Genomic DNA, 2,867 nt, shown 5'->3' with positions numbered 1-2,867 from the left:
GTGCCCTGAGACATGCTTCCCGGCTCCAGTTCGCCACCCAGCGCCTCCAGCAACTCCGGGATCAACTCCACGAGTTCGCCCGTCGCGATGGCGGCATCGGCGTCGAACGCCTCGGCCTTGTCCTGTTTGGCGGAGGCCGCTGACGTGCCCTCGAACACCACATCGAGGAAGGCAATCTTGCGCAGTTGAAGCGACTCCGTGAACAGGAACGAGACGCGGTCACGCCAGGTCATGGCCACCTTGGTGGGCACCTTCCCGCTGACGATGTGCTGCCGCACCTCTTCCGTGTCCAGCGGATGGCGCGCGTACCGCACCACCGACTTCATCTCGTCCGTCGACTTCAGCTCGCATTCACGGTCGATCGTGAAGGCGTAAGGCGCTTCACCCGTCCCCAGCCAGTGCGCCATCGCGACCTGAGGCGACATCTCGGTCTGGATCAGGCTCACGGCAAAGCCGGGAATGGCCTGCACCAGCAGCGTGACCACCTCTTCGGCGCGGGCCTGGCTGCCGGTGTCCACGATCAACATGCGCTCGCGGGGCGCAATCCACACGCGCGTCACCGCCTGTTTGGTGAAAGCCATGGGCAGCAGCTCATGCAGCGCCTGCTCCTTGAGCTCCTTGACCTGCTTCTTGCCCGGCTTGCGTCCGGTCTGCTTCTCGATCTGCGCGGCGATTTCGTCGCAACGGCGCTTCACCACCGAGCTCGGCACCACCTTCTGCTCGACCATCAGCTTGAGGAGGATGTGGCCGTCCACCACCTCGACCAGCGGACCGTGGTCGATCCCACGCGGCTCCAGCCAGCCGATCGACTTTTCCTGCGAGGCACCACACGGTGCAAACCGGGCCTTTTCCAGCTCGGTTTCGATCTCGGCCGCGGTCGTGGCCCACTCCGACCCGATGCGGTAGACCGTCAGGTTCTTGAACATGGCAGTACATCCTTTCCTGGAGACGTTCAAAGCACGGCATTCACAGCCCAGAAACAAGAAACCCCGAGTGACGGATCACTCGGGGTTCATGTTTTGTGGCGGAGACGAAGGGATTCGAACCCTTGATGCAGGTTTTGCCCACATACTCCCTTAGCAGGGGAGCACCTTCGGCCTCTCGGTCACGTCTCCAGCAACAGCAAGAATTCTAGCCCAGAAATGCGAGCCAGCTGCCTGTTGTGCTCAAAACAACGGCCGGGAGGATCAGGCCTTTTCCTGGTCCAGGCCGAAGGCCTTGTGCAGGGCGCGCACGGCCAGCTCCATGTACTTCTCGTCGATCACGACCGAGGTCTTGATCTCCGACGTGGTGATCATCTGGATGTTGATGCCTTCGTCGGACAGCGTCTTGAACATGGTCGAGGCGATGCCGACGTGGCTGCGCATGCCGATGCCGACGATCGACACCTTGCAGATCTTCGGGTCGCCGACGATCTCGCGGGCGTTCAGCGTGGGCTGAACCTGACCCTGCAGCAGCTCCATGGTCTTGGCATAGTCGCCACGCGGCACGGTGAACGAGAAGTCGGTCTTGCCGTCGTGCGAGGCGTTCTGGATGATCACGTCCACGTCGATGTTGGCCTCGGCCACCTTGCCCAGGATCTGGTAGGCGATGCCGGGGGTGTCGGGCACGCCGACCACGGTGATCTTGGCTTCGTCGCGGCTGAACGCGATGCCGGAAACAACGGCTTGTTCCATGTTCTCGTCTTCCTCAAAACTGATGAGCGTGCCCGACTTGGCTTCTTCTTCCAGGTCGATGTCCCAGGGGGTGAAGCTGGACAGCACACGGGTGGGCACGCGGTACTTGCCGGCGAACTCCACCGAACGGATCTGCAGCACCTTCGAGCCCAGCGACGCCATCTCCAGCATCTCTTCGAAGCTGATGGACTTCATGCGGCGGGCTTCGGGCACCACGCGCGGGTCGGTCGTGTAGATGCCGTCCACGTCGGTGTAGATCAGGCACTCGTCGGCCTTCATCGCTGCGGCCACGGCCACCGCGGAGGTGTCCGAGCCCCCGCGGCCCAGCGTCGTGATGTGGCCTTCCGGGTCGACGCCCTGGAAGCCGGTGATGATCACGACACGGCCGGCTGCCAGGTCGGCGCGCACGCGGGCTTCATCGATGCTCTCGATGCGGGCCTTGGTGAACGCGGAGTTGGTCTTGATCGGCACCTGCCAACCGGCATAGCTGACGGCGTCAAGGCCTTCAGCCTGCAGGGCAATGGACAGCAGCCCCACCGACACCTGCTCGCCCGTCGAGGCGATCATGTCGAGCTCGCGCGGGTTGGGACGGTCGGAGAGTTCTTTGGCCAGGCCGAGCAGGCGGTTGGTCTCACCGCTCATGGCCGACGGAACGACCACGAGTTGATGTCCCGCCCGCACCCACTTGGCCACGCGCTTGGCCACGTTGCGGATGCGCTCGGTAGAGCCCATCGACGTGCCGCCGTATTTGTGAACGATCAGTGCCATGTCAGATGTGGTTGAAAAGACCGCGCCGCAATGAAACGGCCTCCGACAACGGGGCCTGCGCGATCAAACCCTTTATTTTAGCCCGCCGAATCGATCGTTCAATCCGATGCGCGTTCAACGGCGCGGCAAAATCGAGGCGAATCGCGGCCGGAACAGCCTCATTCCGGGTCCGGCACCCACTGCAGGGCCCATTGCGGCTCGCCTGCGGCCGCCCAGTGGCGGGCATCCATGCCCAAGCCGGGCACGAACAGCACGCTACCGCCCTGCCAGCACAGAGGGCCCCGCCGAAGCCAGGCCGGCACTGCGGCCTGCTGAAACTGCTTTTTCAGCGAGCGGGCTGGGCGACCGGGCCCCGCCTGGAACTGGGCGCCGGCCTCGCGCGGCGCCACCCGCATGTGCTGCAACGCCGACCAGGGAACACCT

Annotated in this window: 3 protein-coding genes and 1 tRNA gene; all 4 read right to left on the bottom strand. The window is 64.0% G+C overall.

Annotated elements, in window-relative coordinates:
- On the bottom strand, positions 1-926 hold a 926-nt coding region (locus tag QZ709_RS04535; RefSeq protein WP_294636132.1), incomplete at its 3' end, for a recombination-associated protein RdgC.
- 96 nt (positions 927-1,022) lie between these two features.
- Positions 1,023-1,115, bottom strand: a tRNA-Ser gene (locus QZ709_RS04530).
- Positions 1,116-1,187: 72 nt separating this feature from the next.
- Positions 1,188-2,444 carry an aspartate kinase gene (locus tag QZ709_RS04525; RefSeq protein ID WP_294636131.1) on the bottom strand — a complete coding sequence of 419 codons (1,257 nt, stop codon included), beginning with the start codon at positions 2,442-2,444 and terminating at the stop codon, positions 1,188-1,190.
- A gap of 158 nt (positions 2,445-2,602) precedes the next feature.
- On the bottom strand, positions 2,603-2,867 hold a 265-nt coding region (gene tilS, locus QZ709_RS04520), incomplete at its 5' end, for a tRNA lysidine(34) synthetase TilS (RefSeq protein WP_294636130.1).

Origin of the sequence: uncultured Aquabacterium sp., from assembly GCF_913773725.1 — a bacterium.
Lineage (GTDB): Bacteria > Pseudomonadota > Gammaproteobacteria > Burkholderiales > Burkholderiaceae_C > Aquabacterium.
This window is presented reverse-complemented; position numbering and strand designations above follow the sequence as displayed.